The organism is Halodurantibacterium flavum (assembly GCF_042681825.1).
Taxonomy (GTDB): Bacteria; Pseudomonadota; Alphaproteobacteria; order Rhodobacterales; family Rhodobacteraceae; genus Halodurantibacterium; species Halodurantibacterium flavum.
The window spans coordinates 337,776-364,737 of the sequence record NZ_JBHUGH010000005.1 but is presented as its reverse complement, the minus strand read 5'-3'; the positions used below and the strand labels follow the sequence as shown (position 1 = coordinate 364,737).

General features: G+C 65.9%; 17 protein-coding genes. 9 read left to right on the top strand and 8 right to left on the bottom strand.

Annotation, left to right across the window (positions count from 1 at the left end; all coding sequences use genetic code 11):
• The first annotated feature begins 21 nt into the window (after nt 1-21).
• A complete protein-coding gene (locus ACFSGJ_RS08325; protein WP_390260666.1) occupies nt 22-435 on the top strand; it encodes a DUF1801 domain-containing protein in 414 nt (137 codons plus the stop codon).
• A 12-nt stretch (nt 436-447) separates the two neighbouring features.
• On the opposite strand, the gene ACFSGJ_RS08320 is transcribed toward ACFSGJ_RS08325, so the two are convergent.
• The 5 genes from ACFSGJ_RS08320 to ACFSGJ_RS08300 all read right to left on the bottom strand — a co-directional run bounded on the left by ACFSGJ_RS08320 (nt 448) and on the right by ACFSGJ_RS08300 (nt 5,665).
• On the bottom strand, nt 448-870 hold the full coding sequence (locus ACFSGJ_RS08320) for a DUF1284 domain-containing protein (RefSeq protein WP_390260664.1): 423 nt from the start codon (nt 868-870) through the stop codon (nt 448-450).
• Entirely contained in the window at nt 867-2,342 is a 1,476-nt protein-coding gene (gene purF, locus ACFSGJ_RS08315; RefSeq protein WP_390260662.1) for an amidophosphoribosyltransferase, read from the bottom strand. The genes ACFSGJ_RS08320 and purF overlap by 4 nt, the downstream gene beginning before the upstream one ends.
• A 114-nt stretch (nt 2,343-2,456) precedes the next feature.
• On the bottom strand, nt 2,457-3,011 hold the full coding sequence (locus ACFSGJ_RS08310; RefSeq protein WP_390260660.1) for a CvpA family protein: 555 nt from the start codon (nt 3,009-3,011) through the stop codon (nt 2,457-2,459).
• A gap of 23 nt (nt 3,012-3,034) precedes the next feature.
• A complete protein-coding gene (radA, locus tag ACFSGJ_RS08305; protein ID WP_390260658.1) occupies nt 3,035-4,393 on the bottom strand; it encodes a DNA repair protein RadA in 1,359 nt (452 codons plus the stop codon).
• A 366-nt stretch (nt 4,394-4,759) separates the two neighbouring features.
• Nucleotides 4,760-5,665, bottom strand: a complete 906-nt coding sequence (locus ACFSGJ_RS08300) for a LysR family transcriptional regulator (RefSeq protein ID WP_390260657.1) — start codon at nt 5,663-5,665, stop codon at nt 4,760-4,762.
• Nucleotides 5,666-5,779: 114 nt separating this feature from the next.
• Between ACFSGJ_RS08300 and ACFSGJ_RS08295 the strand changes: the two genes are divergently transcribed.
• Nucleotides 5,780-6,544 carry an alpha/beta fold hydrolase gene (locus tag ACFSGJ_RS08295; RefSeq protein WP_390260655.1) on the top strand — a complete coding sequence of 255 codons (765 nt, stop codon included), beginning with the start codon at nt 5,780-5,782 and terminating at the stop codon, nt 6,542-6,544.
• 1,025 nt (nt 6,545-7,569) lie between these two features.
• On the opposite strand, the gene ACFSGJ_RS08290 is transcribed toward ACFSGJ_RS08295, so the two are convergent.
• The 3 genes from ACFSGJ_RS08290 to ACFSGJ_RS08280 form a co-directional block, all read right to left on the bottom strand.
• Nucleotides 7,570-9,699, bottom strand: a complete 2,130-nt coding sequence (locus ACFSGJ_RS08290; protein WP_390260653.1) for a methyl-accepting chemotaxis protein — start codon at nt 9,697-9,699, stop codon at nt 7,570-7,572.
• A 106-nt stretch (nt 9,700-9,805) separates the two neighbouring features.
• Nucleotides 9,806-10,822, bottom strand: coding sequence for a serine hydrolase domain-containing protein (locus ACFSGJ_RS08285; RefSeq protein WP_390260651.1), 1,017 nt, complete (start codon nt 10,820-10,822; stop codon nt 9,806-9,808).
• 266 nt (nt 10,823-11,088) lie between these two features.
• Nucleotides 11,089-11,217 carry a hypothetical protein gene (locus ACFSGJ_RS08280; RefSeq protein WP_390260650.1) on the bottom strand — a complete coding sequence of 43 codons (129 nt, stop codon included), beginning with the start codon at nt 11,215-11,217 and terminating at the stop codon, nt 11,089-11,091.
• Here ACFSGJ_RS08280 and ACFSGJ_RS08275 point away from each other — a divergent pair.
• From ACFSGJ_RS08275 to treY, 7 genes are read left to right on the top strand one after another with little or no spacing between them, the layout of a single operon-like run.
• Nucleotides 11,216-13,222, top strand: coding sequence for an alpha-1,4-glucan--maltose-1-phosphate maltosyltransferase (locus tag ACFSGJ_RS08275; RefSeq protein WP_390260648.1), 2,007 nt, complete (start codon nt 11,216-11,218; stop codon nt 13,220-13,222). The two genes, ACFSGJ_RS08280 and ACFSGJ_RS08275, sit on opposite strands and share 2 nt — an antisense overlap.
• Nucleotides 13,222-16,515 carry a maltose alpha-D-glucosyltransferase gene (gene treS / locus ACFSGJ_RS08270; RefSeq protein WP_390260646.1) on the top strand — a complete coding sequence of 1,098 codons (3,294 nt, stop codon included), beginning with the start codon at nt 13,222-13,224 and terminating at the stop codon, nt 16,513-16,515. Before ACFSGJ_RS08275 ends, treS begins: the two co-directional genes overlap by 1 nt.
• A complete protein-coding gene (gene glgB, locus ACFSGJ_RS08265) occupies nt 16,512-18,710 on the top strand; it encodes a 1,4-alpha-glucan branching protein GlgB (protein ID WP_390260644.1) in 2,199 nt (732 codons plus the stop codon). The genes treS and glgB overlap by 4 nt, the downstream gene beginning before the upstream one ends.
• Nucleotides 18,707-20,788: a glycogen debranching protein GlgX gene (gene glgX, locus ACFSGJ_RS08260; protein WP_390260642.1), complete on the top strand. Its 2,082-nt coding sequence runs from the start codon at nt 18,707-18,709 to the stop codon at nt 20,786-20,788. Before glgB ends, glgX begins: the two co-directional genes overlap by 4 nt.
• Complete coding sequence (treZ, locus tag ACFSGJ_RS08255) at nt 20,785-22,551, top strand: malto-oligosyltrehalose trehalohydrolase (RefSeq protein ID WP_390260640.1); 1,767 nt, start codon at nt 20,785-20,787, stop codon at nt 22,549-22,551. The genes glgX and treZ overlap by 4 nt, the downstream gene beginning before the upstream one ends.
• Nucleotides 22,548-24,341, top strand: a complete 1,794-nt coding sequence (gene malQ / locus ACFSGJ_RS08250; protein ID WP_390260638.1) for a 4-alpha-glucanotransferase — start codon at nt 22,548-22,550, stop codon at nt 24,339-24,341. The genes treZ and malQ overlap by 4 nt, the downstream gene beginning before the upstream one ends.
• On the top strand, nt 24,338-26,941 hold the full coding sequence (gene treY, locus ACFSGJ_RS08245; protein WP_390260636.1) for a malto-oligosyltrehalose synthase: 2,604 nt from the start codon (nt 24,338-24,340) through the stop codon (nt 26,939-26,941). The genes malQ and treY overlap by 4 nt, the downstream gene beginning before the upstream one ends.
• Nucleotides 26,942-26,962: the final 21 nt, after the last annotated feature.

Genomic DNA, 26,962 nt, shown 5'->3' with positions numbered 1-26,962 from the left:
GTAGCGACGGGAATAAAGGTGATGCAGGACGACGCGCCCAAACTGCTTTCCAGCGGCAATCCGCAAATCCCGAAGGGCGATGGGGAAGGGCCGGTCCACGCCTATATTGAAGCGATGCCCGGCTGGAAACGTGGCGTGGGTGAACGGCTGGATCGCATCGTCACCCAAAGCTTTCCCGCCGTTCGCAAGGCCGTTCGCTGGAATACGCCGCTTTACGGCAAAGAGGATGGCTGGTTCTTTTCGATCTACTGCTACCGCAATCATGTGCAACTGACCTTCATGCGCGGCACCGACCTTGTGCCGGTGCCCCCGGGTGCCTCGAAGGTGGAAGGGGTGCGGTATCTCAACATCGCAGAAGGGGACGCGCTGGACGAAGATCTGCTGACGGAATGGATCACCCAGTCCGCGCGGCTGCCGGGCGTCAAGCTCTGGTAAAGACGTCGCGGGTCAGGGATCGGCGTGCAAACGCGTCAGCGCAGCCTCGCACATGCCGCCGGCCTGCCAGGCGCAGCCCGCGCAGATGCGGGGCAGATCGCCGGGCGCGACCCGCTCAACGATCCGTCGCTTTGCCTCGCCCCAGGTCACGCGGTCGCCCGGTGCCAGACGCAGCGCGCCTGCATGGGCCATGTCCAGGGCGTCGATCTTTGCCTGCGCCTCGCATCCCGTGCCGCGCCGGCGCGGACAGGGGGCGCAGAGCGTATCGGCGGCGCCCGTGACCTCGATCATCACCTCGCCGCCACCGGGCGCGCGCAGGCGACCCATCACCACCTCGGTCATGTTGCGGGTGAAATCGGGCGAATAGCCCTTGCCCTCATACCCGAGCGCGCAACGGAAATGGTGCGGGCGGAGCCGCACCACCGGTTTGGTCATTCGGCGGCCTTGAGCTGAAAGCCCTTCTCCAGCTGGTCGGACGGCGCGACGGGATAGTCGCCGGAGAAACAGGCGTCGCAATATTGCGGGCTCGCATTGTCGCGGCCTTTTGCCTCGCCCGCCGCCCGATAAAGCCCGTCGAGCGAGATGAACTTGAGGCTGTCGACCCCGATGAAATCGCGCATCTCATCCTCTGTCATGGTCGAGGCGAGCAGTTTTTCCTTTTCCGGCGTGTCGACGCCATAGAAGCACGGCCATGCCGTGGGCGGGGAGGCGATGCGGAAATGCACCTCGGCGGCACCGGCATCGAGGATCATCTCCTTGATCTTCATCGACGTGGTGCCGCGCACCACCGAGTCGTCCACCAGAATGATCCGCTTGCCCTTGATCAGCCCCCGGTTCACATTGAGCTTGAGCCGCACGCCCATGTTGCGGATCTGCTCGGTCGGTTCGATGAAGGTCCGGCCCATATACTGGTTCCGGATGATGCCCATCGCATAGGGAATGCCGGATTCCTGCGAATACCCGATGGCTGCCGGTGTTCCGCTGTCGGGTACCGGGCAGACCAGATCGGCCTCGACCGGGGCTTCCTTGGCAAGCTCGACGCCGATCTGGCGGCGCGTCTCATAGACCGACCGCCCGCCGAGGATCGAGTCGGGCCGAGAGAAATAGACATGCTCGAAGATGCAGAAGCGCGACTTGCGCTGCTCGAAGGGCCGGAAACTCTCGATTCCCTTCGCGTCGATCACGACCATTTCGCCGGGGTCGATTTCCCGGATGAACTCGGCGCCGATGATGTCGAGCCCGCAGGTCTCGGACGAGAGCGCCCAGCCCTCGCCCACACGGCCCAGAACCAGCGGGCGCACGCCCAGCGGGTCGCGTACGCCGATGAGTTTCGTGCGGGTCATCGCGACCACGGAAAACGCCCCCTCGACCCGGCGGAGCGCGTCCTTCATCCGTTCGGGGATGTTCTTCTGGATCGAGCGCGCCATCAGGTGGATGATGCACTCGCTGTCCGAGGAGGATTGAAAGATCGAGCCGCGCTCGATCAGTTCGCGGCGCAGCGCGGCTGCGTTCGTGATGTTGCCGTTATGGGCGATGGCGCAGCCGCCCATGGAAAACTCACCGAAAAAGGGCTGCACGTCGCGGATCGCGGTGTTCCCCTTGGACCCGGCGGTGGAGTATCGGACATGGCCGATGCCGATCGGGCCCGGCAGCGTCTCCATCAGGCTGGCCTTGGTGAAGTTGTCGCGCACATAGCCGAACCGTCGAGCCGAGTTGAAGCCCTCGACCGGATCATGCGCGACGATGCCGCCGGCCTCTTGTCCCCGGTGCTGAAGGGCGTGCATCCCGAGCGCCACGAAATTGGCCGCGTCGGCGACGCCGATCACGCCAAAGACGCCGCATTCTTCCTTGAGCTTGTCGTCGTCGAACGGATGGCTGCGGAACGGTTGGGCTGGCAGTTGACGCATTGCGTCTGTCCTCCGAATCCTCTGGGGTCAGGCTCGCTCCATGTAGTGGTTCATCCGCCCGCTGTCACCCGGGAACGTCGCAACCCTGTCATGCACTTGGCCGTGAACGGGCCGTTACCGGGTGCAGTTGCCCATCAGTTGTTCATAACGCACGACGATCCAGCCGGGCGCGTCGTCCGGAATGCTCTGGTCGAGGTTCTGGCGGAAGCCGGCAAAGATCTGCGCGCTCTGGCTGTTGTCGATCGCCGGGATCGAGGCCTGCGCCATCGCGCGGTCGTAGACCAGCAGCGCGACCGCCACCAGCAGGACACCGCGCGCCACGCCAAAGAGAAAGCCGAGCCCCTGATCGACGCCGCCAAGCGCGCTGCGCTGGATGGCCGAGGAAAAGAGCGGCGTGAAGAGCGACACGACCACAAGCGCCAGCGCGAACACGCCCGCAAAGGCCGCGATCATGCTGAGCTCGCAGCTTTCGCCCAGAAACCGCCCGAGACCGGGGATCTCACGCACAAGGGGTTCGACCGCGGGTGCGAACATGAAGGCGAGGATCGCGGCCGCGACCCAGCCCGCGATGGCCATGACCTCGCGCACGAGCCCGCGCGAATAGGCGAGGATCGCCGAGATGACGATGATGCCGGCAACGACGCCGTCCACGATGGTGAAACCGTCCATCCGTTATTCTCCTGACCGCGGGATCAGCCCGCCCCGAACATATCGCCCACGAAAGTCGTCAGATCCGTCATTTCCCGGATCGTCAGCCCCTCACCGCCGCCGGTCTTGCTGCGACCGGGCACAATTGCCTGCGTGAAACCAAGTTTTTGCGCCTCTTTCAACCTGTTTTCCGTCTGGCCCACCGGGCGCAGCGCGCCGGATAGCGAAATCTCACCGAAAACGACGGTATCCGCGGGCAGTGCAACATCCTCGCGCGCGGACAGAAGCGCGGCCGCAACAGCAAGGTCGGCGGCGGGTTCGTTGATGCGCAGCCCGCCCGCCACGTTGAGATAGACGTCGAGCCCGGCAAACGGGATGCCGCAGCGGGATTCCAGCACCGCCAGGATCATGGCAAGCCGCCCGCCGTCCCAGCCCACCACCGTGCGCCGGGGCGTGCCCAGCGGCGAGGGCGCGACAAGGGCCTGAAACTCAACCAGCACAGGGCGCGTGCCCTCGATACCGGCAAAGACGACCGACCCGGCACTCGGCTGATCGCGTTCCGACAGGAACAGCGCCGAGGGGTTGGTGACCTGCGCCAGCCCGCCGCCCGTCATCTCGAAAACCCCGATCTCATCCGCCGGGCCGAAACGGTTCTTGACCGCGCGCAGGATACGGAACTGATGGCCGCGCTCGCCCTCGAAATAGAGCACCGTGTCGACCATGTGTTCGACCACGCGGGGGCCGGCGATCTGGCCTTCCTTGGTGACATGGCCGACGATGATGACCGAAACGCCGCGCCGCTTGGCAAAGGTCACAAGCTCGTGCGCGGCCTGACGGACCTGCGCGACCGAGCCCGGCGCGCTCTCTACATGATCGGCCCACATGGTCTGGATGGAATCGATGATGGCAAGGGCCGGGCGCTCGGTATCCAGCGTCGTGAGAATATCGCGCAGGTTGGTTTCGGCACCCAGCTGGACGGGTGCATCGACCAGACCGAGGCGCTGCGCCCGCATCCGCACCTGCGCGCTGGCTTCCTCGCCCGAGATATAAAGACATTTCAGCCCCGCGCGCGCAAAGCTCGCCGCCGCTTGAAGCAGGAGCGTCGATTTCCCGATCCCCGGATCGCCCCCCACAAGGATCGCCGAGGCGGGCACAAGGCCGCCCCCCAGCACGCGGTCCAGTTCCTCAAGCCCCGAGGTGGTGCGGGGGGGCGGAGGTTCCTCGGTCGCGAGGTCGGTCAACGGCACCTGACGGCCCCGCGCGGCCCCGAGGCTTTTCGACCCGGCGGACAGCGGTGCCTCCTCGACGATGGTGTTCCATGCGCCGCAGGCGTCGCAGCGCCCGGCCCATTTCTTGTGGACCGCGCCGCAGGCGGTGCAGGTAAAGGTTGAACTCTTTGCCATCAGGCCCCTCGTCTTGCGCTGAGCACCGATAGCAGAAGCGACATGAGGATGCAGCCCGTGAAAAGGTAAAGCCACGGCTGAACCTCGATCCGCCCCGGTCGCCCTCAGGATGGTGCTTCGCGACCTTGGCGGCCACGCCGCACTGTGGTGTGTCGCCGTCTAGCAGGCTGCGACTGTGTTCGAGGCTGCTACTGCCAAGGGCTGCAGCGAGAAGGTCGATCGCGACTTTCGCCTTGTTTTGGCGGAGACAAGCTCGGCTCGCTGATGGCGATCGAGGTTGCGGGAGATGAGCTGACCGGCGCTGACCTGCCAACGGTTTCCCGGTGGCGGCGCTGACGGGCAGGGACCGGCGGATCAGCGGAGCGCTCAGATCCCGCGGCGTCGACTGGACTGCAGATAATCGATCAATGCCGCAAGGGCCGCGGACTTCTGATTTCGTCCCGGGTAGTACAGATGATAGCCGGACCAGAGCGGGCAGAACTCCTCCAGACAGGTCTCCAGCCGGCCTGCTGCCAAATGTTCGGAGACAAACGGCTCGAACATGTAGCTCAGCCCGTTCCCCGCAAGGGCGGCCTCGATCATCACATGCGCATCATTGGTGACAAGCGGCCCCTTGACCGCCATTTCGACCCGGCGTTCGCCCTGGAGAAACGACCACCGGAACAGGTTGCCGTGGCTTGGCATCCGGTAGTTCAGGCAGGAATGGTCAGCGAGGTCCTCCAACCGCTTCGGCTTGCCGCGTCGGGCAAAGTAATCCGGTGACGCGATCACCGTCGCCCGCACGTCAGGGCCGAGCGGGACCACCGCCATATCCTGTTCCAGATGCGCGCCCAGCCGAATCCCGGCATCAAACCCGGCGCCGACGATGTCGGTCAATCGGTCGCTGACATGCAGATCCACGGTTACGTTCGGATACCGTTCCAGAAAACCAGTCAGTAGCGGGATCATGATTGCCCTCGCCGGGTACTCGACGGCCGTCAGGCGCAGGGCGCCTACCACGCCGCTGCGTGCCTCTTTCAGCTCGGTCAACCCCTCTTCGATCAGCCGCAGACCGGGCGACAGCGATCTCAGCAGGCGCTGCCCGGCCTCGGTCGGGCGTACGCTCCTGGTGGTGCGCGCCAGCAGCGGCACCCCGATGCGCCGCTCCAGGGCGCCGATCGCCTGGCTTATTGCGGATTGCGACCGTCCAAGCCTCAGGGCGGCGCGGGTAAAATTCCCTTCTTCGGCCACGATCTGGAACAACAACAGATCTGACAGGTCGCGACGATCCATTCATAAGCCTCGCTAATATGGTCAATCATATTAATCGGAATACCGCGTCCATCCGGCAAAGACTATCTGGCAAATACAACCCACAACGCAACCAGCGAATGGACCAACCCCCTCATGCCCAACCTAAAAACACTCCTGATTTCCGGGGCCGTGGCTCTTGGGGCCATGACGGCCCAGCCGGGCGCCTTGCTCGCCGATGTGAACAACATCGTTCTGGTGCATGGCGCGAATATCGACGGCACGACGTGGCGCAAGGTATATGACAGCCTTGCCGATGACGAGTATTCCGTCACGGTGGTGCAATTGCCCATGACCTCGGTCGAGGACGACATTGCAGCGGTCCGGCGGATCATCGGCATTCAGGAAGGGCCGATGATCCTGGTCGGCCATTCCTATGGCGGGCTTGTCATCGGCGAAGCCGGCGACGACCCGAATGTCAGAGGCCTCGTCTATGTCGCGGCGTTCCAGCCCGATGTCGGCGAAAGCACCGGCGCGCTGTCAGCCTCCATGCCGACCGGTTTCACGGGTGACACGATCCGGATCTTCGAGGATGGCCATTACCTTGTGAACGAGGACGCCTGGCTCTCTTTCGTTGCCAATGGTCTTTCCGATGAAGAAGCGCTCTTCACGGCAAGGTCTCAGGCTGCGTCCAACCTGTCGATCTTTGCGTATGAGAGCACGACGGCGGCCTGGAACGACAAGCCGAGCTGGTCGGCCATCGCGACAGACGACGGGGTCATCGCCCCCGACTTGCAGCGGCAGATGGCAGAGCGGGCCGGTTCGACGGTTGTCGAGATCGAGAATGGTCACATGCTGCCGATGACCAGCCCCGACGAAGTCGCCGATGTGATCCGGCAGGCTGCCTCGGCGGTTGAATGACGTTTCCTTGCCGCGCGGGTCCGGGAAAGCCGGTCCGCGCGGCATCCCGGAGCGCCAGCGACATTTGGCGTAAAGGCCTGGCAGGTGCCGCGAGCGGCGGCGCCGGGATCGGGGTCGGACCGGATCAGCCGCGACCCTGCGCCCGTCCGAGGATCACGTGCACCGCCTCGGAATCGGCCTCGTTCCGCCGCCAGGCGACGATCTGATCGCGGTGGACCTAGCCAAAATCCGTCTCGTATAGATCGACGGCTTCGGGGCAATCCCGCAGGTCGACGATCGTCAACCAAATGTCCGTGGCTTGCGCGATAGGCCCCGATGGTGGTAATGGTGTCATCGCTGCCGCCGAGGCGCAGCAAGGACCCTTCGAACCCCGGCCTGTCGAACCCCGGCCTCTCGAACAGCGAGCAATCGTTCTGTCGCCAGACGGGGTGCCCGGCCGCCGGGCTTCGCGGCGGGAACATAGGCTGACGGCGCGTGCGGCGGGGCGGGGTTCCGGCATCAATCACATCCGAGCCGGGATACCGGGCACCGAAGGTGAAACCGCGTATATGAAATTCCTGAGCGGCGTGACGTTCCAGATAATGCCCTGCGCGCCGCCTTCTCCGGCCGGGCCCGCCTGGGCCATCGCTGGCGAGGGACGCTAAAGGCCGACACCGGCCGCGAGTGCCAGCGCAAAGCGCGTATTGCGCAGCGCCACGGGACGACGTTCGGGCTCGTCGCTGTCCGGCAACCTACCGCCACCCTGTCCGTAAGAATGGCTGCCAGCTTCCATCCGGTGTCCACGGTATCCTCGACGGCGGTATTGCAGCCCATGCCCCGGTGGGGGTGCAGCCAAGGGCTGCTGTGGACAGGCCTTTGGCGATCAGGGGGAAAGGCAAAGCCCCTGCGTTCGTGGTCCTGCTGGTGGGCGCTGCAAGGGGCGCATCGGTCCTCGCCCGAGCGGCGTCCGCGTCCGCATATTTCGGCGGAAGCGGACGGCTCTGTCATCCACTCTCAACAGAACGCGGTGTTGCTCCTGGTGGCTTTCATGTCCCCGTGCGGGCCGGGCGGAAGGGCGCCTCTGTCGCTGGCGCGAGCGGCATGACCTGTCCGCGTTGGCCGCCTGAAACCCGAAACCCCGACAGAGCCTCGGTCAGCTGATCGGCCTCATTGAGAAGTGAGTGTGCGGCGGCTGTCGATTCCTCGGCCACGGCGGCGTTCTGCTGCGTGACCGTGTCGATCTGGTTAACGCCAGTGTTGATCTCACCCAGTCCCCGCGCCTGTTCCCGCGCCATGCCCGCGATTTCCGAGACGAGGGCCGACACTTCGGAGACCCGGCGCAGGATGTCCCCCAGACTCTCACCCGTCTTGCCGACCAAGGCGCTGCCCTCGGCGACCTGCTGCGAGCTTTCGGAGATCAGGGCCTTGATCTCCTTGGCGGAATCCGAGGCGCGCTGCGCGAGCGCCCGCACCTCGGAGGCGACGACGGCAAAGCCGCGCCCGGCCTCACCGGCCCGTGCGGCCTCGACGCCTGCGTTCAGCGCCAGAAGGTTGGTCTGGAAGCTGATATCGTCGATCACGCCGATGATGCGGGTGATCTGGGCCGAGGATTTTTCGATCTTGCGCATGGCATCGACCGCTTCGCGCACCACGGCGCCGCCTGCCTCTGCCTCGCGCTTGTTTTCCAGCGTCGCGCGGTCGGCCTGCGCGGCCTTGTCGGCGGTCGAGCGGACGCTTGCCGTCACCTCGCCCAGGGCTGCCGCCGACTGTTCCAGCGTGGCCGCCTGTGTTTCCGCGCGGGAGGAGAGATCCTGCGCGACCTGGCTGACCTCGCTGGCGCCGCTGCGCACGCCGCTGGCGCTTTCGGTGATCGACGTGATGATCTCCGACAGGCTGCGGACAAGTTCGTTGAAGGTCGCGCGCAGGGCCTCGTATTCCTGCGGGAACGGGTCAGAGGGCGGGCTGTCGATGGGGCTGGTCAGATCGCCCTGTGCCAGACGCTCCAACCCGGCGGTCAGATCACGGACGACCCGCTCCTGCTCCTGCTGTCGGCGACGCTGCACGGTCTGCTGTTGTTCGGACTCGGCCAGGCGATCGCGGAAATCCGTGAGGTTGCGGGCGATCGTGCCGATTTCATCCTTCGACGTCGTGCCCGGAACGGGGGTATCATAGCGTTGGCGGCCGATCTCGGCGATCGCGTGCGAAATCCCCACCACGCCGCGCGAGATGCGATGCCCGAGGATCGTGCCGATGGTGAGCCCGGCCAGCAGACAGGCGGCGCTGATCGCGAGGACGAGAGAAATCGTCGCTGCGGACTGTTCCACGCCAAGCGCGCCCAGCCTGTCGCGGCTGTTGTCAGCGCTGGTCGCCAAGTCGGTGAAGATCTCGTTCAGTTGCGGACCGAGCGGAACCAGTTCCCGGGCAAAGATCAGTTCCCGCTCTTGCAGCGCTTCGGAATAGGCGGTCAGCCACTGGCCATAGCTGTCGAGGGCCGTGCTGAATTCCGCCGAGAGCGCGCGGGTCTCCGCCGTCAGCGCGCGACCGCCGATTTCGCGGTTCAGCGCGCGGGCCTCTTCCACGGCAGTCTGGACCAGGCCGACCTGATCGGGCTGGATGTCGCGGGTAAAATCATAGGTCCGGATGCGGATTTCGAGCGCCTTTTCGACCAGCATACCCGCCGCCATCGCCTGACGCGCATCGTCGGGCGCGGCGGAAATCATCCGGGTCGCGGCGTTGCGCAGCCCGGTCTGCAGGGTCGCAAGCTGCGCCATGGCGGCGCCGGCGCGGGCATGTTCCCGGATCATCCCGTCCATTCCGGCGGCATAGTTGTTCACAAGCTGGTCGATTTCCGTCAGCCGCTGCTGGACCGCGGGATCGGGCAGCACCGACTTCGCCGTCGCATTCGTGTCCATGAGCTGCTGATATTGTTCCTTGAACGCCGCCGCCTGCGAGGGCGCGCGCGTCACCATCCAGTAGACCAGCCGGAACCGCATCTGCGTCAGCGCAAGCGACATTTCCTTGGCGAGCGCCGACTGGCGCGCCGCCCCGCGATAATCCTGAAAAGTCTCGGTAATCCGGTTGACGCCGCCAAAAGAGGTGACCGCGAGAACGAGGATTAGCACGAGCATCGACGCAAAACCGCCGAGTATCTTGAAGCGTATCGAGTGGAATTTCATCGCGCACCGACCCATGAGGCATGAAGACATTCATCCCATAGGGCGCGCCCGTTAAGATCCCCTTACTGAAATCGTTTTCGTTGTCCCGTTTCCGCCGAACCCGGTGTCAGGCCATGCGGGCCGCCGGGATGATCTCGCGGTCGATCAGCCGCATCAGATCGCCGAAATAGCCGCCGCTTGTCGCGGGGCGGGTGGGGTCCGAGGTGATGGCAAAGCTCAGTTCCAGCTCGGGTGCGAAGCCGATGATCTGGCCGCCATAGCCGCGCGCAAGCGCGATCTGCGCCCCCTGCGAGCGCCCCAGAAACCACCCGTAGCCATAGTCGAGCCCCGAAAAGGGCGAGCTGGTCCGGCGCGAGAGCGAGGCGCGGACCCAGCCGTTGCTGAGGACGCCCGCGCCGTCGCGGCGATACATCTCGGCAAAGCGGATCATCGCGTCGGGCGTCAGCGCCATCTCGTTTCCACCAAGGTAATAGCCCTGCGGATCGCGGGTCCAGGCGGGAACCTCGATGCCCAGGGGGCGGCCGATCCAGTCGCGCGTCATGGCCAGAAGGCTTTCGCCCGAGGCCACCGACAGCGCCGCGCCCAACACATGCACGCTGCCCGTGGAATAGAGCATCCGGCTGCCCGGCGCCGCCACCATGGGCCGCGACAGCGCGTTCGCCACCCAGTTGCGGCTGGACACCCAGGACCCGTAATTGCTGCCCGATGTCCGCTCCAACCCCGCCTGCATGGTGCAAAGGTCACCCAGCGTGATGTCGCGCACCCGCGCATCGGCCCCCGATGGGATCAGCGAGGGGGCGACGTCGCCCAGCCGCGCGTCGACCCCCGGCGCCACCCCCCGGTCGAGCGCCGCCCCGAGCACCGCTGCGACAATCGTCTTGGACACCGACTTCACGTTCACCGCACGGTCGAGCGCCGGGCCGCGGACCCGCTCGGCCAGCACGGTCTCGCCGCGATGCGAGATAACCAGCGCGTGGAACTGGTCGAACCCGCGCGCCATGTCCACCGCACCGCCCCAGCCGGTGGCCGTCTGGGCAAAGAGAGGCCGGCCGGCAACGCTGGCGGCTGCGGCTGTCATGGCAAGAAAGCCGCGGCGCGTCGGCAGACCGGTGGTCGATGGCATCACTGTTCCCTTGTTCGCATGGAATGTCGGCCACGCCGGGATGCGACAGGCAATCGGCGCGTGCGGGTTCTACTTGGTCGGCGGCGCCGCGATCTGACAACTGATAATTGCGTGAGCGCTGTCAGCTCGCCACGGCCGGTGACGCTGCGACGCAAAAAGATACCCGCTGCCGCCCGGGGCGTGCCGGAACTTTTGCCCCGGGCGCCTGTTGATCAAGGCATGCTGCAGCAAGGGGGACCGCCGGTGTCCGCAGGCAATCCAGAACTTCATTCAGACACCACGACCAACGCCGACGCGAAGAAAAAGAGACGAAGCGCGAGCGCCGAGGTCGCCGGCACAGCCGGCGCGAAACGATCCGCGCGCGCGGGCATGAGCGCCGGCAGCGCGCCGGCCATGCAGGCTGCGGTCGGCGACCCGACGCTGCAAAGCCTTGCTGCCGACCGGCTGGCGATCGAGGGTGTTTCGCATGAAATCGACGGTGGCCGCTTTGCCGCCAAGGTCGTCGCCGGCGAGCCGGTGGAGATCGAAGCCGACATCTTTTCCGACGGCCATGACGAAATCGACGCCGCGTTCCTGTGGCGCCCCCGGGGTGCGCCCGAATTCTCGGAACTGCCGATGACCTTCCTGGTCAACGACCGCTGGTCCGTCACGGCGCGCTTCCCCGAGCCGGGCGATTACGAGATCAGCTTTGTCGCGTGGCGCGATCTTTATGCGACCTGGCGCAAGGAGGTGACGAAAAAGCACGCCGCCGGCCAGCCCATCGCGCTGGAGCTTGAAGAGGGCCGCCAGCTGATCGAGGCCGCCATGGGCGTCGAGGGGCGCGCGGGCCGCGAGGACAAGCAGCGCCTGAAGGACCTGTTGAAAGAGGACAAGGCCCTCGCCAAGGATACCGGCGCCGATGCCGAGGCCGCGCGCTTTGCCCGTCTTGGCGCGCCCGAGGTTCTGGACCTGATGCAGGCTGTCGGGCCGCGCACGAACCTGACGCCCTACAAGGTGCTGCCGCTGCATGTGGACCGCCGCGCCGCCGCCTTCAGCGCCTGGTATGAGATCATGCCACGCTCGCAGTCGGGCGACGTGAACCGCCACGGGACCTTCGACGATGTGATCGCGCGGCTGCCCTATGTGCGGGATCTGGGCTTTGACGTGCTTTATTTCCCGCCGATCCACCCCATCGGCAAGACGAACCGCAAGGGCCGCAACAACAGTCTGACCGCGCAAGAGGGTGAGCCGGGCAGCCCCTATGCCATCGGCGCGCCCGAGGGCGGGCACGACGCGCTGCATCCCGAGCTTGGGACATTCGACGATTTCCGCCGGCTGATGGATGCCGCACGCGACCACGGGCTGGAAATCGCGCTCGACTTTGCGATCCAGTGCTCGCCGGATCATCCCTGGATCAGGGAACATCCCGAATGGTTCGACTGGCGCCCGGACGGGTCGATCAAGTTCGCCGAGAACCCGCCCAAGAAATACGAGGATATCGTCAACGTACATTTCTATCGCGATGCCCTGCCGGGCCTCTGGTATGCGCTGCGCGATGTCGTGCTGTTCTGGGTCGGCCACGGCGTGCGGATTTTCCGCGTTGACAACCCGCACACCAAGCCGTTTCCGTTCTGGGAATGGATGATCGCCGAGGTGCGGAACGCGCATCCCGACGTGATCTTCCTGGCCGAGGCCTTTACCCGGCCCAAGGTGATGAAGCGTCTGGCGAAAATCGGCTTTGCCCAGTCCTATTCCTATTTCACCTGGCGAAACGAGAAGGCCGAGATCACCGAATACCTGACCGAGCTGACGCAGGAAGAATGCCGCCACTACATGCGGCCGAACTTTTTCGTCAACACGCCCGACATCAACCCGAAATTCCTGCAGACCAGCGGGCGGCCCGGCTTTCGCACCCGGCTGGTGCTGGCGGCGACGCTGGGCGGCAATTACGGCGTCTATAACGGCTATGAGATCTGCGAGGCCGCGCCCGTCCCGGGCAAGGAGGAATACCTCAATTCCGAGAAATACGAGATCCGGGTCTGGGACATGGACCAGCCCGGTCATATCAAGGACGATATCCGCCTGATGAACCGCCTGCGCGCCGAACACCCGGCATTGCAGGGCTTTGACAACCTCTCGTTCTACCACGCGGGGAACGATCAGGTTCTGGCCTATGGCAAGCAGGCGGGCGACGATTTCGTGCTGATCCATGTGAACCTCGATCCCCACAACGTGCAGAGCTTTCAATTCGAGGTGCCGCTGTGGGAATTCGGCCTGCCCGATGACGCCTCGGTCGAGGTGCGCGACCTGATCCACGGCAACAGCTTTACCTGGCACGGCAAATACCAGTGGCTCGAGCTTGACCCCGAAACCCGTCCCTATGCCATCTGGCAGATTTTCGCGCCCGGAGTGCCGCGCTGATGAACCTTCCCCTCACGAAAAAAGACAATGCCAGCTTTGCGGTGCGGTCCGGCGATTTCGACCGCAGCCAGTCCGACTGGTACAAGGACGCGGTCATCTATCAGCTGCACATCAAGGCGTTCCAGGACAGCAACGGCGACGGTATCGGCGATTTCGCCGGGCTGATGCAGCGGCTGGACTATGTGCAGGAACTTGGCGTCACCGCGATCTGGGTGCTGCCCTTCTATCCCTCGCCGCTGCGCGATGATGGCTATGACATCTCGGACTATCGCTCGATCAACCCGTCCTACGGCAACATGAAGGACTTCAAGGCCTTCGTGAGCGAGGCGCACCGCCGCGGCATCCGGGTCATCACCGAACTGGTCATCAACCACACCTCCGACCAGCACCCGTGGTTCCAGAAGGCGCGGCGGGCCAAGCCGGGCTCGGCGGCGCGCGACTGGTATGTCTGGTCGGACACGGATGAGAAATGGCCCGAAACCCGGATCATCTTTCTCGATACGGAAAAGTCGAACTGGACCTGGGACCCGGTGGCCGGCGCCTATTACTGGCACCGCTTCTATTCGCACCAGCCCGACCTGAACTTCGACAATCCCCGCGTGCTGGAAGAAGTGCTGAAGGTCATGCGCATGTGGCTCGACATGGGAGTGGACGGGCTGCGGCTCGATGCGATCCCCTATCTGGTCGAACGCGACGGCACCAACAACGAGAACCTGCCCGAAACCCATGACGTCCTGAAAAGGATCCGCGCCGATCTGGACGCGCATTTCCCCGACCGGATGCTGCTGGCCGAGGCGAACCAGTGGCCCGAGGACACGCGTCCCTATTTCGGCGAGGGCGACGAGTGTCACATGGGCTTTCACTTCCCGCTGATGCCGCGGATGTACATGGCGCTGGCACAGGCCGACCGGCACCCGATCACCGACATCATCCGCCAGACGCCCGAGATCCCCGAGAACTGCCAGTGGGGCATCTTCCTGCGCAACCATGACGAGCTGACGCTGGAAATGGTCACGTCCGAGGAACGCGACTACCTCTGGCAGACCTATGCCGCCGACACACGCGCGCGCATCAACCTCGGCATCCGCCGCCGGCTTGCGCCGCTGATGCAGAACGACCGCCGCAAGATCGAATTGATGAACTCGATGCTGCTGTCGATGCCGGGCACCCCGATCATCTATTACGGCGATGAAATCGGCATGGGTGACAACTATTACCTGGGCGACCGCGACGGGGTGCGCACGCCTATGCAGTGGTCCGGCGACCGCAATGCCGGCTTTTCCCGCGCCAAGCCGCAGGAGCTTTACCTGCCCGTCATCATCGACGCGGTCTATGGCCATCAGGTGATAAACGTCGAGGCGCAGGCGGACGATCCTTCCTCGCTGCTGAACTGGATGCGGCGGATGATTACCGTCCGCAAGCAGCATCCGGCCTTTGGCCGGGGGACGATGACGCTGCTTTACCCGCGCAACCGCAAGGTTCTGGCCTATGTGCGCGAACATGAGGGACGTGCCTATCTCTGCGTCGCGAACCTGTCGGACAGCGCGCAGGCGGTGGAACTCGATCTCGCGCGGTACCGCGATACGGTTCCGGTTGAGCTTACGGGCCGGTCCGCCTTTCCGCCGGTGGGCGATCTGCCCTACATGCTGACGCTTCCGGCCTATGGGTTCTACTGGTTCGCGCTCAGCCAGGATGAGGAAACGCCAAGCTGGCACGAGGTGCTGCCCGATATCCTGCCCGAGTTCATGACGCTGACGGCCCGCGACGGGCGCGTGCAGACGGCGCTGAAAGGGCGCGAGGGCACGCAGTTCCAGAATGACGTGCTGCCGCAATGGCTGCCCCTGCAACGCTGGTTTGCCGCCAAGGGCGACACCATCGGCGCGGTGCGCCTGACACCCCTGGGGGAACTGGGGCAGGGGGAACATGCGCTCGTCTCGGTCGACGTCTCGCTGGGCGCCGAAGAGCAGAGCTACTTCCTGCCCATCACCGCGCGCTGGGGTGACGAGAACCTGCGCCCCGGTGCCCCGAAACTGTCCTACACGCTGGCCAAGATCCGGCATACGGCGCGGGTGGGGGCGCTGATCGACGGCGCCTATGACGAACGGCTGCCGCAGGTCCTTCTGGACTGCATGAAGGAGGGCGCGACCCGCGGGTCCCTGCGCTTCGAAGGCACGGACGCGCTGCGCGACATCGCCGAGCCCGGCGATCCGCGTCAATTGGGGGCGGAACAGTCGAACCTCTCGATAGCCTTCAGCGACAAGATCATCCTCAAGCTCTATCGCCGCCTGCGGGCCGGGGAACAGCCGGATGTAGAGGTCGCGCGCTTTCTGACCGAGGTGGCGGGCTTTGAACACACCCCCCGCTATCTGGGGCAGGTCGCGCATCAGGGCGAGGGCGCGACGACGCTTGCCGCGGCCTTTGCCTTTGTCGCGAACCGGGGCGATGCCTGGACCGGAATTTTCGACGCACTCATGCTGGAACTGAACGAGCATGAGACCTGGTCCTCGACCAGCGACGTGCCGTCCGAAACGCCCGCTTTCGATTTTCCGCTGGGCATCGGCGCCCTCCTGGGTCAGCGCACGGCGGAACTGCACAAGGCCCTTGCCACCGACACCGAGGACGCGGCCTTTGCGCTTGAGGACCTGACGCAGGATCACCTGCGCCAGTGGGCCGAAGGGGCGGAGGCCGAGGCCCGGGCGCTGTTGGACCGGCTGGAGCAGGCGCAACTGCCCGACGATGCCGCACCGCTGGCGGCGGCGCTGCTCGATCAGCGGGAAGCGCTGCTCGGGCGGTTGCGCGCGGTGGGCCAGATGCGCCCCTCGGGCAAGCTGTCGCGCATCCACGGAGATTATCACCTGGGGCAGGTGCTGCTGGCGCAGAACGACGTGGCCATCATCGACTTCGAGGGCGAACCCGCGCGCAGTCTGGAAGAGCGGCGGGCCAAGTCCTCTCCGCTGCGGGACGTGGCGGGGATGCTGCGGTCCTTCGACTATGCGGCGCTTTCGGTGATCACGCGGCACCGGGCAAGCTTTGGCGCCACGGCGGACCGCGCGCTCGACCGGATCGAGGAATGGCGGCAGCAGGTGGGGCGCGAATTCCTGAACGCCTATCGTGACCACGCCGAAGGGGCGCCCAGCCTGCCCGACAGTGCAGAGGCGACGCAGGCGCTGCTTGACCTCTTCCTGCTGCAAAAGGCGGTCTACGAGACCGCATATGAACTCGGCAACAGGCCGACATGGGTGGGCATTCCGCTGAGCGGAATTCTCGACCTGTTGGCGCGGGAGACACCATGACCAAAGTTGCGACTTTCCCCGAAACCCTGCCCGAAGGGCTGAACGCGGCGGAGGTAGAGGCAATCGTGCGCGGCACGCATCACGATCCCTTTGCGATCCTCGGTCCCCATCACGGGCAGGTGCGGGTCTTTGCCCCGCAGGCCGCCGAGGTCGCGGTCGTGACCGAGGCGGGGCGCAGCCCCCTGTCGCGTCTCCACCCCGAGGGGTTTTTCGCGGGCGACGCGCCGCCCGGGGCCTATCACCTCGCCATGAAGGCCGGGGACCATGAATGGGAGATGGGAGATCCCTATCGCTTTGGGCCCGTCCTGGGCGAGATGGACGAATACCTGCTGGCCGAGGGTCGGCATCACCGCCTTTACGAACGGCTCGGCGCCCGCCCGGTAACGCATGAGGGCGTGGCCGGCGTGGCCTTTGCCGTCTGGGCGCCCAATGCGCGGCGCGTCAGTGTCGTGGGGCATTTCAACGCCTGGGACGGGCGCCGCCACGCGATGCGCAAACGTCTTGGTCCGGGGATATGGGAACTTTTCATCCCCGGTCTGGTCCCCGGCGAGATCTACAAGTACGAGATCATCAGCGCCCATGGCGAAAGGCTGCCCCTGAAAACCGACCCGGTCGGGTTCGCGCAGGAAAAGCCCCCGGAAACCGCCTCGATCATTCACGGGATGCCGGATCACGACTGGCATGACAGCGGCTGGATGGCCGCGCGCGCCGAACGTCAGGACCGCCGCGCCCCGATCTCGATCTATGAGGTGCATCTGGGCTCGTGGCGGCGCGGCGGGCAGAACGAGCTGCTGGACTACGACGCGCTTGCCGATCTTCTGGTGCCCTACGTGGTCGAGATGGGGTTCACCCATGTCGAGTTCCTGCCGGTCAGCGAGCATCCCTTTACCGGGTCCTGGGGCTATCAGCCCATCGGGCTTTTCGCGCCGACGAGCCGCTACGGCTCGCCCGAGGCCTTTGCGCGGCTGGTGGACCGCCTGCATGAGGCCGGGATCGGCGTGATCCTCGACTGGGTGCCGGCGCATTTCCCGTCGGACGCGCACGGATTGGCGCGGTTCGACGGCACGGCGCTTTACGAACACGAGGATCCGCGGCAGGGCTTTCATCAGGACTGGAACACGCTGATCTACAATTTCGGCCGGCGTGAGGTGGCGAACTTCCTGCAGTCGAGCGCGCTTTACTGGCTCGACCGGTTCCATATCGACGCGCTGCGGGTCGATGCGGTGGCCTCGATGCTCTACCTCGACTATTCCCGGCAGGAAGGGCAGTGGATCCCGAACCAGTATGGGGGCCGCGAGAATCTGGAGGCGATTTCCTTCCTGCGAGAGGTGAACGAGCGCGTGCAGCAGGACCACCCCGGCGCGATCACCATCGCCGAGGAATCCACCGCCTTTCCCAAGGTCAGCCGCCCGGTGTCCGATGGCGGGCTTGGTTTCGGGTTCAAGTGGAACATGGGCTGGATGCATGACACGCTGGGCTATTTCCGGCGCGACCCGATCCATCGCCGCCATCACCAGCATGACCTCACCTTCGGCCTCGTCTACGCCTTTTCCGAGGATTTCGTCCTGCCGCTGAGCCATGACGAGGTGGTGCATGGCAAGGGGTCGCTGATCCGGCAGATGGCCGGGGACCGCTGGCAGAAATTCGCGAACCTGCGGGCCTATTTCGGCTTCATGTGGACCCATCCGGGCAAGAAGCTCCTGTTCATGGGCGGCGAGTTCGCGCAGGACCGCGAGTGGAACCACGACCAGTCGCTGGACTGGCACCTGCTGGACGATCCGCTGCACAAGGGCGTGCAGTCGCTGGTGGCCGACCTGAACCGTGCCTATCGCGATCATCCGGCGCTGCACCGGCTGGATTGCGACCCCGAGGGGTTCGAATGGATCGACGCGAGCGATTCCGAACAAAGCGTGCTGGTCTACATGCGGAAATCGGATGCCACCTCTGACGGGGACGCACCGCCGGTGGTCATCGCCTGCAACCTGACGCCGATCCCGCGCTATGACTACCGCATCGGTGTGCCGCGCCCCGGCGGCTGGCGCGAAATTCTCAATACAGACGCGGACCGTTACGGCGGCTCGAATGTCGGCAATCACGGGCTCATGCAGGCGGATGAAACGCCTTGGCATGGCCGCGACCAATCGCTTCGACTGACCCTTCCACCCCTGGCCACGATTGTGATCACCCCGGCATGAGCAAACATGAATTCACCGTCCTGGAAGGGACGCCTGCCACCCTTGGGGCCTCCTGGGATGGGTCGGGGACGAATTTCGCGATCTTTTCCGCCCATGCGACCAAGGTGGAACTGTGCCTGTTCGACAGCCGGGGCCGGCGCGAAACCGCGCGCATCCCGTTGCCGGAATACACTGATGAGGTCTGGCACGGATACCTGCCCGAGATCCGGCCCGGCCAGCTTTATGGCTATCGTGTCCACGGACCCTACGACCCGGCGAACGGGCATCGCTTCAACCCGAACAAGCTGGTGCTCGACCCCTATGCGCTGGAACTGCGCGACGAAATCCGGTGGCATGACGCGGTCTTTGGCTATCGGATCGGCCACAGCCGGGCGGACCTGTCGTTCGACCGGCGCGACAGCGCCTTTGTCATGCCGAAATGCGTGGTGGTGGACCCCGCCGTGACATGGGGGCCGGACATCCGCCCCAATGTGCCCTGGGCCGACACGATCATCTATGAGGCGCATGTCAAGGGCATGACCGTGCGGCACCCCGGCGTCCCCGACAACCTGCGCGGCAGCTTCGGCGGGCTGGCCGACCCGCATGCGATCGACCATCTGGTCAAGCTGGGCGTGACGGCGATCGAGCTTATGCCCACGCAGGCCTTTTTCGACGACCGCTACCTGATCGAAAAAGGGCTGACGAATTACTGGGGCTACAACACCGTCGGCTTCTTCGCGCCCGCGACCCGCTATATCTCGCCCGGTGCGAACCTGCACGAATTCAAGCTGATGGTGCGCCGCCTGCATGAGGCCGGGATCGAGGTGATCCTCGACGTGGTTTATAACCACACGGCCGAGGGCAACCAGATGGGCCCCACGCTGTCCTTCCGCGGGATCGACAATGCGAGCTACTATATCCTCGCCGACGACCCGCGCTATTACTTCGATACCACGGGAACCGGAAACACGGTCAACATGACCCATCCGCGCGTCCTGCAGATGGTCATGGACAGCCTGCGCTACTGGGTAGAGAGCTGTCACGTCGACGGGTTCCGCTTCGACCTGGCGTCTTCGCTGGGGCGCGACCGCGACCAGTTCAGCCCCAACGCGACCTTCCTTGATGCGGTGCGACAGGACCCCGTCCTTTCCAAGGTCAAACTGATCGCCGAGCCCTGGGATACCGGCGTCAACGGCTACCAGGTCGGGAACTTCCCGCCCGGCTGGGCCGAGTGGAACGACCAGTATCGCGACACCGTCCGGTCCTATTGGAAGGGCGACCAGTCGATGCTGCCGGCGCTGGCCTCGCGGCTTACGGGCACGGCGGAACGGTTCGACCGGCGCGGCCGGAGGCCCTGGGCAAGCGTGAATTTCGTCACCGCCCATGACGGTTTCACGCTGATGGATACGGTCAGCTACAACGACAAGCACAATGAGGCGAACCAGGAAGACAACCGCGACGGCCATTCCGACAACCGCAGCTGGAACTGCGGCGTCGAGGGGCCGACGGACGATCCCGATATTCTGGCGCTGCGCGACAAGCTGCGTCGGGCGATGATGGCGACGCTGCTTTTGTCGCAGGGGACGCCGATGATCCTGATGGGCGACGAGATCGGCCGCAGCCAGGGCGGCAACAACAACGCCTATTGCCAGGACAACGAGATGAACTGGCTCGACCTCGCCGATATCGAGCCGCGAAACGCGGCTTTCGCAGAGTTCCTGCGGGGTCTGATCGCGCTGCGCCGGTCGCGGCCGCTGCTGTCGCAGCCCGCGTTCCTGCACAAGGGGAACGGACGGGTGGATGTCGCCTGGCTGCGCCCGGACGGAACCGCGATGACCGAGGGCGACTGGCACAACCCGGACGCCCGCACATTGGGGATGCGGCTCCAGAACACGACACAGGGGCTTCTGGCGCTCTTCAACAGCCATTTCGAACCGGTCGCCTTCAGCCTGCCGCAGCCGGCCTATGGGGCGAACTGGTTCTGCCTGGTGGACAGCGATGCGGGCAGCCTGCATCTGCGCCGCGCCCCCACGATCGAGGGCGGCCAGATCGAGGTGCCGCCGCGCAGCCTGCTCGTGCTGGAGGATACCGAGGAATGAAGCGCGTCTTTCGCAAGAGCTGGGGGTCGGAACTGACCGAGACCGGCACAAGGTTCCGCATCTGGGCCCCGGGCGAGGGGCAGGTCAAACTGCGGGTGTCGGGCGTCGATCATCCCATGCACGCCGAGGGCGACGGCTGGTTCGACCTGACGCTGCCGGGTGTGGGGGCGGGGGCGGATTACGCCTATGTGCTGACGAACGGCATGGTCGTGCCCGACCCGGCGTCGCGTGCGCAAAAGGGCGATGTGCATGGACCCTCGCTTGTCACCGATCCGCAGGCCTTCGACTGGTCGCCATGGGACGGCCGCCCCTGGGAAGAGGCCGTGATCATGGAAATCCATATCGGCACCTTTACCACCAAGGGAACGTTCCGTTCCGCCATCGAGAAACTGCCGCATCTGGTAGAAACCGGCGTCACCGCGGTCGAAATCATGCCGGTCGCGCAATTCGCGGGCAACCGGGGTTGGGGCTATGACGGGGTTCTGCCCTATGCGCCGCACCCCGCCTATGGCAGCCCCGACGACATGAAGGCCTTTGTCGACGCCTGTCACCGGCACGGGCTGATGGTGCTGCTCGACGTGGTCTATAACCACTTCGGCCCCGAGGGGAATTACCTCGGCGCCTATGCCCCCGACTTCTTTGACCCCGACCGCCAGACGCCCTGGGGCAATGCCATCGCCTATGACCGCGACCCGGTGCGGCGGTTCTTCATCGAAAACGCCCTTTACTGGATGGAGGAGTTTCATCTGGACGGGCTGCGGCTCGATGCGGTGGATCATGTGCGCGACCCGTCCGACCCGGAAATCCTGGCCGAGATCGCCCTGCGCGTGCGGGAAAAGTTCCCGAACGCCCATCTGACGACCGAGGATAACCGCAACATCACCCGCCTGCATGAACGCGACGGAATGGGGCGGCCCCGGCTCTATTCCGGCGAATGGAACGACGATTTCCACAACGTCGCACATGTGATCGCGACCGGAGAGACCGAGGGCTATTACGCCGATTTCGCCGAGGATCACTGGACCAAATTCGCCCGCGCCCTGGCCGAGGGGTTCATCTGGCAGGGGGAATATTCCGCCCATGCGGATGCAGCGCGCGGCGCGCCCTCGGCCCATCTGCCGCCGACCGCCTTCGTGGATTTCCTGCAGAACCATGACCAGACGGGCAACCGGGCCTTCGGAGAACGGCTGCTGGTGCTGTCGTCGCGGCCCATGGTGCGGGCGCTGATGGCAATCCATCTTCTGTCGCCGCATATCCCGCTTCTGTTCATGGGCGAGGAATGGGGCGAGGTGCGGCCCTTTGCCTTCTTTACCGATTTCCACGGCGATCTGGCCGAGGCGGTGCGCGAGGGGCGGCGGCGCGAGTTTGCCTCTTTCGCCGAGTTCCAGAACGCAGAGCTTCGCAGCATGATCCCCGACCCGAACGCGCTGACCACCTTCGAGGCGTCGCGCATCGACTGGGGGCGGGCAGGCGCGGCGGATGGGCGCGACTGGCTGTCCTTTACACAAGGCCTGCTGCATCTGCGCCGCACCCGGATCGTGCCGCATCTGGCGGGCGCGCCGGGGAACGGCGGGCGCATTCTGCTCGCCGAGGACGGGTTGATCGCGGTGGACTGGCAGTTGCAGGGGGCCATCCTGCGGCTGCGCGCGAACCTCTCGGACAGTGCCGCCATCCTTCCCGACGCGGGCGGAGAGCGGATCTTCGGACCCGAGGGCGAGCTTGGCCCCTGCGCCGTCGCCGTCTTTCTGGACGTCCCGGCATGACGGTCGAAAAGCGCGCGCGCGCCTATGGCATCCAGCCGGAATATGAGGGGATCGGCGGCAAGATGCACCGCCCGCCCCGGGCGACGCTGGAAAAGCTGCTCGATGCCTTTGGCGCGGATCGCCTGCCGCCGCTGGAGCGGGAACCTGAACTGGCCGCCCCGGCGGACGCGCTGTGTCATGTGCCGGGCGAGGGGCGATACTGGGGCATCGCCCTGCAGCTTTATCAGCTGCGCAGCGCCCGGAACTGGGGCATCGGCGACTTTGGCGATCTGCAAGCGGTCGTGCGCCTTGCCGCCGCCGCAGGGGCCGATTTCGTGGGCCTCAACCCGCTGCATGCGATGTTTCTGGCGAACCCCGCGCAATGCAGCCCGTTCTCGCCCTCGAACCGCCGCTTTCTGAACCCGCTTTATATTGCCGTCGACCGGGTCGAAGGCTTTGACGCCGCGATGGTCGACCCCGACGCTCTGGCGGCGCTGCGCGATGCTGAGCTGGTCGATTACGCGGGCGTGGCAAAGGCCAAGATCGCCGCGCTGCGCCGGATCTGGGATGCGGGCGCCGCGATCCCCGACGCGTTCCTGGCGGAAGGCGGGCCTGACCTGCGGCGCCATGCCTGTTTCGAGGCGCTGTCGGCACATATGGTCGCCGAAGGCCACGGGGCGGGATGGCTGTCTTGGCCCGAACGCTGGCGCGACGCGGATGGCGAGGCGGTGCGCGCCTTTGCCGAGGCGGAGGGCGACGAGATCCGCTTTCACCTCTGGCTTCAGTATCTGGCTGCGCAACAGTTGCAGCAGACGCGCGATCTTTGCGACCGGCTGGGGATGCGGATCGGCCTTTACCTCGACTTCGCGGTGGGTGAGGCCGCCGACGGGTCCGGCAGTTGGGGAAGCCCGATCGTGCTGCCGGATGTGCGGATCGGCGCGCCGCCCGACTATTTCAACGAACAGGGGCAGGACTGGGGCCTTGCGCCGCTGTCTCCGGTCGCGATGGCGGCCGAACGCGCGGCCCCCTTCCGCAGCCTGATCGAACAGGCGACCCGGCAGGCCGGCGCGCTCCGGATCGACCACGCGATGGGGCTCTGGCAGCTTTTCCTCATGCCGCAGGGGGCAGGGGCCGAGGACGGGACCTATGCGCGCTATCCGCTGGCCGACATGCTGACGGCGCTGGCGGGGGCCTCGCGCGCCAACCGCACCGTCATCATCGGCGAGGATCTGGGCAATGTGCCCCCCGGATTCCGCGAGGTGATGGAGGCCTGCCGCATCCTCTCCTACCGCATCCTGCTCTTTGAGCGGACCGAGGACGGATTCATCCCGCCCGAGGATTATCCGCGCGAGGCGCTTGTCTGCCTCTCGACCCATGACCTGCCGACCTTCCGCGGCTGGTGGCGGGGCGATGACGTGACCCTGCGCGCGGGCTTCGGCTTCATCAGCCCCGAGGCGGCAGAGGAACAGGAGGCCTCGCGCCGTGCGGAACGGGCCGACCTGCTGGCCGACCTGACCGCCGCTGGGCTGCTGACCGAAGGCGAGGCGCATCAGGCCACCCCCGACGACGCGCCGGCGGCCCTGATCGTCGCGGTGCACCGGCACCTTGCGCGCGCGCCCTCGCGCCTCTTTGCCGTGCGGCTGGAGGATCTGGCGGGCGAGTTGCAGCCCGTGAACGTGCCCTCGACCGTCGATGAATATCCGAACTGGCGGCGCAAGCTGGGCCTCGATCTGGCGGCACTGGCCGAAACGCCCCTTTACCGCAACGTCACCGCGGCGCTGGCCGCCGAACGCCCGAAAGACCCCGCATGATCCCGCTTCGCGCGACCTACCGCCTGCAATTCACGGCGGACTTCACCTTTGCCGATGGGGCGGCGCTCGCGCCCTATCTCGCGCAGCTTGGGGTCAGCCATGTCTATGCCTCGCCGGTCTTTGCGGCGCGGCCCGGCAGCACGCATGGCTATGACGTGACGGATTACAACCGTATCAATCCCGAACTGGGGACCGAGGCCGATTTCCGCGCCATGGCGCAGGTGTTCCGCGAACGGGGGCTGGGGCTGATCCTCGACTTCGTGCCGAACCATATGGGGATCGGCGGCGACGCGAACGCATTCTGGCAAAGCGTGCTGGAATGGGGCCCCGACAGCCCCTGGGCGCACTGGTTCGACATCGACTGGAACGCGCCCGGGTTTCCCGGCAAGGTGCTCTTTCCCTTCCTCGGCGCCCCCTATGGTGTGGTGCTGCGCGATGGCGGGCTGGACCTGCGGCTGGACGAGGGCGGGCGGATCGCCGTCTGGGCCCATGACAGCCACCGCCTGCCCGTCTGCTCGCGTGACTATGCCGAGGTGCTGCGCCGCGCAGGCTCTTCCCTGGCCGGCGATTTCGAGGCGATGACCGGCGCCGCGCCCGATGATCCGCGCTGGCCCGCCCTGCACGAACGGCTGTGGCAGGAACGCCCCGATCTGTCGGTCTGGCGCGACCCGGGGTTGCTTGACGGTCTGGTCCGGCGGCAGCACTGGCGCGCGGCCAAGTTCAACCTCGACGGCGACGCGATCAACTATCGCCGCTTTTTCACGATCAGCGATCTGGCCGGGGTGCGGGTCGAACGCGCCGAGGTGTTCGAGGAAACCCATGCCCTGATGCTTTCGCTGCTGCGCGAGGGCGTGGCGGACGGCATCCGGATCGACCATATCGACGGGCTGCGCGACCCCAAGGCCTATTGCCTGCGCCTGCGGCAGGCCGTGGGGCGGCCCTTTCCGCTCTATGTCGAAAAGATCCTTGGCCCCGATGAACATCTGCCCCCGGCTTGGGAGGCTGACGGAACCACCGGATATGAGTTCGCCAATGAGGTCGTGACGCTGCTGGCCGATCCCGCGGGAACGGCGACGCTGGGCGAGATCTACAGCGGCTTCACCGGCCAGACCCTGCCGCCCGCCGAGATCGTGCACGAGGCCAAGCTGCGTGTCGTGCAAGGCCCGATGCTGGCCGAGGCCGAGGCCGTGACGACGCATGTGATGGGGCTGGCCGGGCAGGTGCCGGACTGGGCCGATCTGGGCCGGGGGGCGGTGCGCAGCGCCCTGGGCGAGGTGATCGCGAGCCTCGACATCTATCGCAGCTATGCCGATGCCGACGGGATCGCGCCCGAGGGGCGGGCGCGTGTCCTTTCCGCCATTGAGCGCGCGCGCCTGCGGGCGCCCGAGATCGACCCCGCCGCCTGGGACCTGATCGCGTCGGTGCTGACCATCGAGCTGGGCGACCGGCTGCCGGACCAGCGTGATGCGGTGATCGAGGCGGCGATGCGGTTTCAGCAGCTTTCCGGCCCCGTCATGGCCAAAGGCCTGGAGGACCGCTCGCTCTACCGCTTCAACCGCCTGATCGCGCTGAACGAGGTCGGGTCCGAGCCCGGGCATTTCAACCTTGCCATTGCGAGCTTTCATCTGGCGCAGGCGGACCGGCTGCGGCTCGCGCCGCGCAACATGCTGGGCACCTCATCCCACGATACCAAGCGGGGCGAGGATGCGCGGATGCGGATCGTGGCCATTTCCAGCCATACGGGCCTCTGGCAACAGAAGGTGGCGGAATGGCGTGCGCTGCTGGCGGATGCGTCGGCCCCTGTGGACCCGAATGAGGAATATTTCTTCTATCAGCTCCTGATCGGCGTCTGGCCCGACGATGAGGCCGACCGAGACGACCTGATCCCCCGCGTGACCGAGGCGATGCTGAAATCGGTGCGCGAGGCCGGGGTGAACAGCCGCTGGGTCTTTGGCGACGAGGCTTATGAGGGCAACATCCGCGCGCTTGTCGAGCGGGCCCTCGGATCGCGGGATTTTGTCGCCTCCTTCACCGATTTCCTGCGCCGCATCCGCCCGGATGCCGAGGCGAACAGCCTGATCCAGACCGCGCTCAAGCTGACGGTGCCGGGGGTGCCCGACATCTATCAGGGGGCCGAGATGTGGGATCAGAGCCTTGTGGACCCTGACAACCGCCGCCCGGTGGATTTCGCGCGCCGGGCGGCGCTGTTGCCGCAACTGGGCGCGGGGCCGGTCCATGTGGCGGGGCGCGCGGGAGATGAAACCAAGCTCGCCCTTGTGGCACGGCTTCTGGCGCTGCGGGCCGAACTGCCGGATCTCTTTGCCCGGGGCAGCTACGAACCGCTTGCCGCCGAAGGGCCGGCGGCTGACGGGCTTCTTGGTTTTCTGCGCAGATGGGGGGATGAGATGCTGCTGGTGGCGGCGGCGCTGCATCCCGCCAGCCATGACGCCCGCCGCTGGGAAGAAACGCGCATCGTGCTGCCGCAGGGCGCGCCGGCACGCTGGCAGAACCTGATCGACGGGCAAGAGGTCGATCCGACATGGCCCGCGCCGATGTTCCGGGGGATGCCGCTGGCCATCCTGCGGCCCGGAGGGGCGTGAAGGGCGGAAGTTGCAATACAT